We start from the raw sequence: 6,450 nt of genomic DNA, 5'->3' as shown, positions 1-6,450 counted from the left end.
GGACGGGGCAGTCGGGGTCGGGGCAGGCACAGCGGTCGGCGGCACCGGATGCGCACCGGCCGACGCCCGGCAGGACGGGCCACTGTCGCCCGGCGGCGCAGGCCACCGCCGCATCGCGCAGTGCCGTGCCGTGGGGCGCCGTTCCGCGGAACGCCGGGCCGGGGAGCGTCGGGTCGGGGTGCCCCGCGCCAGGGACGGTCGCGTCAGGGAGCGTCGGGTCGGGAGATGCCTGGTCGCCGCTCTGGGCCGGGGCGGGCCGGAGGGTTTTCAGGCGGCTGCGGAGCCGCTGGAGACGCCTTCCGAGGATCTCGCGCATGAGCGCTCGTTCCTTTCCTTGAACGCCGAGGGCCACATCACACCATGTAAGCGGTGCTTCACCACACGTGCACGTTCCGCGCCACTGTCCGCCAGAAGAAGGCCCACACGGTTCGTGCAGTTTTCTTACGGGTCCATGAAACGTCCGGCGGAGGCGGAACGCGACCCGCGCCGGTACCGAGACCGACTGCCGCCGCTAAGGACGACGGGCCCCTGCCGGGCGGTTCCCGGCGGCTGCCGGGCTGCGCCAACTGCCCCCGGGCTTCACTGACTACGTACCCGAGGCCACTTCGGCGCCTGCTCAGTCGATCGCAAAAACCGTCCGCCTCCGGCTTTTTCCAGCCAAGTTCTAGCCTTGACCGGACGGTGAGTTGCCGCCTCACGGACACCAGGATTCCCAGTCGGACAATGCTGGACATCGATCCTCGTGTGCGTGTAGATGTGGATTCATTGATGGCGGCGCAGCACGATCTGGGGGTTTGCGATGCTATATGGCGAATCGCACCAGGTGGAAAGGCGGACGCCATGAGCGCCCCGCATCTGCCTAAAGTGGCTGGAATCGATCCAGCAGTTGCAGCGGTCCCGCAGACTACGGCATCCACTCCCGTCCTGGCTGCCCCCGTGACCCCCGCGGTCCCCGCCCCGAGCACCCTTGTCCAGGACCGCCTGGCGGGCATGGTCTCCGACCTGACCACCCTGCACGAACTCACCGAGCGCCTCGCCCGCGCCAGCGATCTGGAATCCTCCCTCCAGGAGTTCCTGCGCGCCGGAGCCGCCCTCGTCGGCGCCCGCCGCGGCCTGATCGCCCTGGAACCCTCCGACGGACTCGGCCCCACGACCACGATCGGCCTCGGCCTCGGCCGCGCCGACCTCGGGCACATCGAGACCGTCCCGCGCGCCGCAACCTCGTACGGCCGGATCCTCGACGGACTCCCCGACGCACACGGCGGCTCCGAGGTGCTCCCCGAGCCCGGCGCCGCCCCCGGCACCGGCGGGTACGGAGTCCCCGTCGACCCCCGGCACCGCGAGGTCGCCGCCCGGCTCGGCTACGCCGCCAGCTACGCCCTGCCGCTGACCGCCGAGGCCACCGGCCGGCTCGGCGCCGCCGTCTGGCTGTACGACGAGCAGGCCGAGCCGAGCGACCGCCAGCGCGACATCGTCGGCCTGTACGTCCGCCACGCCGCCGAGCACCTGGCCCGGATGCTGGAGGTGGAACGGTCCCGCAGCCGCCTCGCCACGGTCGCAGAGGAACTGCTGCCCAGCCGGCTCCCCCTGATCCCCGGCATCCAACTCGCCGCCCGCCACCTCACCGGGCCGCGCGGCGGGGGCGACTGGTACGACGCGCTCCCGCTCCCCGAGGGTGCCCTGGGCCTGGCCGTCGGCTCCGTCACCGGGTCCGGTCCCAGCGCCGTCGCCGCCATGGGCCGGCTGCGGGCCTCGCTGCGGGCGTACGCCGTGATGGAGGGAGAGGACCCGGTCGCGGTCCTGTCCGACCTCGAACTGCTGCTGCGCCTGACCGAGCCGGCGCGCTGCGCCACCGCGCTCTTCGCCTACTGCGAGCCCGCCCGGCGCAAGATCGTCCTGGCAGGTGCGGGGCACACCCCGCCGCTGGTCGTCGGGGCGCGGCGCACGGACTACGTGGAGACCTCGCTCTCCGCGCCGCTCGGGATGCTGGCCTGCTGGGAGGCGCCGAGCGTGGAGATCGAACCCGCGCCTGGAGAAACGGTGCTGCTGTACACCGACGGGCTGCTCCGGCGCATCGGCGACCCGATGGACCGGGCCTACACCCGGCTGCACGCCGCGGCGGCGGGAGCCCCGCGCAGCGTCCGCGACGACCCGGCGGCGCTGTGCGACCACATCCTGCGCGCGGTGCTGCCCGAGGGGGACCGGGCGCTGGGCGGCCCGGCCCCTGCCGCGCCCTCCGCCCCCGCATCCTCTTCTTCGCCCTCCGCCTCCACCTCCGCCGCTGCCTCCGCCTCTGCCTCTGCCTTTGCAGCCCGCAAGCCGGAGGAGATGGAGGACCTGGTCCTGCTCGCCGCCCGTTTTGCCTGATTTATCACAGTCGCCCCCGGGCGTCTTCCCCTCGCACATACGATGGATGAGGTCCCTACCCGGTCCTGTCGTAGCTGTCGTAGCTGAGGAGAAGACGTGGCTGACGAGCTCACCCCGGAGACCCCGGAAGAAGAGCAGCCCAAGAAGACGCACAAGCAGCGCAAGAACGGGCTGTACCCGGCCGTCAGCGACGAGCTCGCCGAGAACATGCGCACCGGCTGGGCCGACACCGAGCTCCACGGCCTTGAGCCCATCGCCCAGGCCGCGCACACCGCGGCCCGCCGCGAAGACCTGTCCGCGCGCTTTCCCGGCGACCGCCTCGTCGTGCCCGCCGGCCGGCTGAAGACGCGCTCGAACGACACCGAGTACCCCTTCCGCGCCGCGACCGAGTACGCGTACCTCACCGGCGACCAGACCGAGAACGGCGTCCTCGTCCTGGAGCCGGCCGGGGAGAGCGGCCACACCGCGACCCTCTACCTGCTGCCCCGCTCCAACCGCGAGAACGGCGAGTTCTGGCTCTCCGGCCAGGGCGAGCTCTGGGTCGGCCGCCGCCACTCCCTCGCCGAGGCCGAGCAGCGCCTGGGCATCCCGGTCAGGGACGTGCGCGAGCTCCCCGACACCCTCGCCGAGGCCACCGGCCCGGTGCGCGTCGTGCGCGGCCACGACTCCGTCATCGAGAAGGCCCTGACCGACAAGGTCACCGCCGAGCGCGACGAGGAGCTGCGCGTCCACCTCTCCGAGGCCCGCGCGGTGAAGGACGAGTTCGAGATCGGCGAGCTGCAGAAGGCCGTCGACTCCACCGTCCGCGGCTTCGAGGACGTAGTGAAGGTCCTCGACAAGGCGGAGGCCACCTCCGAGCGCTACATCGAGGGCACCTTCTTCCTGCGCGCCCGGGTCGAGGGCAACGACGTCGGCTACGGCTCCATCTGCGCCGCCGGCCCGCATGCCTGCACCCTCCACTGGGTCCGCAACGACGGCCCCGTCCGCTCCGGCGACCTGCTCCTGCTCGACGCCGGGGTGGAGACCCACTCCCTCTACACCGCCGACGTCACCCGCACGCTGCCGATCAGCGGCACGTACACCGACATCCAGCGCAAGGTCTACGACGCGGTGTACGAGGCCCAGGAGGCCGGCATCGCCGCCGTCAAGCCGGGCGCGAAGTTCCGCGACTTCCACGACGCCGCCCAGCACGTGATGGCCGAGAAGCTCGTCGAGTGGGGCCTGCTGGAAGGCCCGGTCGAGCGGGTCCTGGAGCTGGGCCTCCAGCGCCGCTGGACCCTGCACGGCACCGGCCACATGCTCGGCATGGACGTCCACGACTGCGCCGCCGCGCGCACCGAGGTGTACGTCGACGGCACGCTGGAGCCGGGCATGTGCCTGACGGTCGAGCCGGGCCTGTACTTCCAAGCCGACGACCTGACCGTGCCCGAGGAGTACCGGGGCATCGGCGTCCGCATCGAAGACGACATCCTGGTCACCGAGGACGGCAACCGGAACCTGTCGGACGGCCTGCCGCGCGCCTCGGCCGATGTCGAGGCCTGGATGGCCCGCCTGAAGGGCTGACGGTCCGCTGTCCCGAGGACGGCCGACTGTCCTGCTGACAGACCCCATCCGCTGACGGTCCGCCGTCCCGGTGACTGACCGCGCCGCACGCGCCCTGGACGGGCGGGCTCCCCGTACGCACCCCGCACGGGGGTCCCGCCCGTCGGCACATCAGGACGCCTGGAGCAGGGCTGCCCCCTCGCGCCACTTGAGGATCTTGTCGAAGCTGACCACCGCGCCGCTTCCCGGCCGGTTGCGGAACCGGACGTGGTCGGCAAGCTCCTCGATCAGCCACAGGCCGCGGCCGCTCTCCCGCTCCGAAGACGCCGGATCCGGCCCCTCCGGGAACGCCGCGGGTGCCGCGGTCTCCGGGAATCCCGGCCCCGAGTCGGTCACCTCGATGCGGCAGCAGTCCCCGTCCAGGTACGCCGTGACGCGGTAGGCGCCGCACGCCTCCGCGGCCGGCTCCCCGTCGCGGCCGGTGCCCCGCGCGGGACCGCCGTGCTCCACCGCGTTCGCGCAGGCCTCGCTCAGGGCCACCGACAGGTCGAAGCAGATGTCCGGCTCCACCCCCGCGGTCTCCATCGTCCTCAGCAGCAGTCGCCTGGCGAGCGGCACGCTCGCGGCTTCGCGCCTCAACTGGAGAGACCACCAGATGCTCATACGGTTACCTATTGCCGCCCCCGGCACACCGTAAGCACACGGCGGCCCGCATGGCCCTCATTCGGCCGATGCGGCACGCCCGGGCCGCCGTGTATGGCGGTGCGACGGGCGCATGAGGTGAACGGGCGCAGAGCGGGCACTCGCGACCTTCCGGACCTGCCGTATGCGCGGCAGGGGCGCAGTGCGATGATGACCCGGCCATGACTGTCCCCCATGCGACGTCCGCCGGAGTCGGCCTCCGGCTGATCCGGGCCGCGGTGTTCACCGCGGTCTGCGTCGTGCTGTCCGCGGCCGGGCACGCGCTGGCGTCCTGCGCCACCGTGCCCTGGTGGGCTCTCGTCATCGCCTTCGCGGCCGTGTTCGCCGTCGCCGCCCCGCTCGCGGGACGGCGCCGCTCGCTGCCCGGCCTCGCCGCCGGGCTCGCCACCGTACAGCTGGGACTGCACGCGGTGTTCGGCCTCGCCCAGCACCGCGCTGCGGCCGCCGAGGCGCGCAGCGCCTCCGACACCTCGCTCGCGGAACTTGCCGCACAGCTGGTGTGCGGGGGCAACTCCATCCCGCCTGCCCCGGCCGACGCCCGGCGGATCCTGGAGGCCGCCGGGCTGGACCCGGCCGCCCTCGCGGCCCAGGCCGAGGCGCAGGCCCACGCCGGCCACGCCCACTTGGCCCAGGCCGCCGCCGAACCGGCCACCGGCCTGCTCGGCCCCGGCATGTTCGCCGGCCACCTGCTGGCCGCATTGGCCGCGGCCTGGCTCCTCGGGCGCGGCGACGCAGCCCTGTTCCGGCTCGTCGAACTGTCCCGCAACTCCGCCGAAGCCGGCCCGGTACGCCCGCTGCGCACCGCGCTGGCCTTCGTACGGGCACTCCGCACGGGGCTCGCCCCGGCCTCCGCGGGCGGGCCGCAGCTCCCGCGTACCGCCTCCGAGCCCTCGGCGCCCACCGGCCGGGAAGCACTCCAGCACACGGTGATCAGGCGCGGGCCGCCCACGGCGCTCGCCCTCGCAGCCTGACGCGGCACCCTCACCCCGGGAGACCCAGCACCTGGGCAGCGGTGCCGCGGACCGCGCGCGTCCGCGCGCGGAGCCACCGTCACCACTGCCCTTGGAGTGTTTCCGTCATATGCAGACCTCACGCGTCTCCCTGGCCGCCGCCCTCGCCGCCGGCGCCGTCCTCGTCCTGTCCGGCCCCGCCTTCGCCCACGTCAGCGTGCAGCCGGGCGAAGCGGCGAAGGGCGGCTACGCCACCCTCAACTTCAAGGTGCCGAACGAGCGCGACAACGCCTCGACCACACAGTTGGAGGTCAACTTCCCGGCCGACCAGCCTCTGACGTCCGTCATGCCGCAGGACGTCCCGGGCTGGACCGTGGCGGTCGAGAAGACCAAGCTCGACAAGCCGCTCACCGTGCACGGCAAGCAGATCAGCGAGGCCGTCACCAAGGTCATCTGGAGCGGCGGCAAGATCGAGCCCGGGAAGTTCCAGCAGTTCCCCGTCTCTGTGGGCAAGCTGCCGGAGAACGCCGACCGGATGGTCTTCAAAGCGATCCAGACGTACGACAACAACGAGGTCGTCCGCTGGATCGAGGAGCCCAAGGACGGCGCGGCCGAGCCGCAGACCCCGGCTCCCGTCCTGAAGCTGACCGCGGCCAAGGCCGCCGACGCCCACCACGACAACGCCAAGAAGTCCGGCGACGCCGGCAACTCCGCCCAGGACGGCCACACCGGGGCCGCTGCCGGAAGCGGCGGCTCGGACACGACCGCGCGTGCCCTCGGCGTCGCCGGCATCGTCATCGGCCTCGCGGGTGTCGCGTTCGGCATCTCCTCGCGCCGCCGCGCCTCCTGACCCGACACCCTCCCGGGCGTATCCGCACCACCACAGCAT

At 73.0% G+C, this 6,450-nt stretch carries 5 protein-coding genes and 1 pseudogene; 4 read left to right on the top strand and 2 right to left on the bottom strand.

What is annotated here, in order from left to right:
* Positions 1-316 (bottom strand): annotated as a pseudogene (locus tag HYE82_RS37220) (hypothetical protein); the annotation flags it as partial.
* A gap of 407 nt (positions 317-723) precedes the next feature.
* On the opposite strand from HYE82_RS37220, the gene HYE82_RS07895 reads away from it, so the two are divergent.
* Together HYE82_RS07895 and HYE82_RS07890 are read left to right on the top strand one after the other, a co-directional pair.
* A complete protein-coding gene (locus HYE82_RS07895; RefSeq protein ID WP_179173227.1) occupies positions 724-2,367 on the top strand; it encodes a PP2C family protein-serine/threonine phosphatase in 1,644 nt (547 codons plus the stop codon).
* A 96-nt stretch (positions 2,368-2,463) separates the two neighbouring features.
* The gene (locus HYE82_RS07890; protein WP_179173226.1) at positions 2,464-3,930 is read left to right on the top strand and encodes an aminopeptidase P family protein; all 1,467 of its coding nucleotides are present in this window, start codon (positions 2,464-2,466) and stop codon (positions 3,928-3,930) included.
* Between the two features lie 150 nt (positions 3,931-4,080).
* Here HYE82_RS07890 and HYE82_RS07885 read toward each other — a convergent pair whose 3' ends face one another.
* Positions 4,081-4,572, bottom strand: coding sequence for an ATP-binding protein (locus HYE82_RS07885; protein WP_179173225.1), 492 nt, complete (start codon positions 4,570-4,572; stop codon positions 4,081-4,083).
* Between the two features lie 200 nt (positions 4,573-4,772).
* Between HYE82_RS07885 and HYE82_RS07880 the strand changes: the two genes are divergently transcribed.
* A complete protein-coding gene (locus HYE82_RS07880; RefSeq protein WP_179173224.1) occupies positions 4,773-5,582 on the top strand; it encodes a hypothetical protein in 810 nt (269 codons plus the stop codon).
* A gap of 109 nt (positions 5,583-5,691) precedes the next feature.
* Positions 5,692-6,411 carry a YcnI family protein gene (locus HYE82_RS07875; protein WP_179173223.1) on the top strand — a complete coding sequence of 240 codons (720 nt, stop codon included), beginning with the start codon at positions 5,692-5,694 and terminating at the stop codon, positions 6,409-6,411.
* Positions 6,412-6,450: the final 39 nt, after the last annotated feature.

The organism is Streptomyces sp. BR123 (assembly GCF_013401435.1).
In the GTDB taxonomy this organism is placed as follows: Bacteria; Actinomycetota; Actinomycetes; order Streptomycetales; family Streptomycetaceae; genus Streptomyces.
Note: the sequence above shows the minus strand (reverse complement) of the source record. Positions and strands in the feature narration are given on the sequence as shown.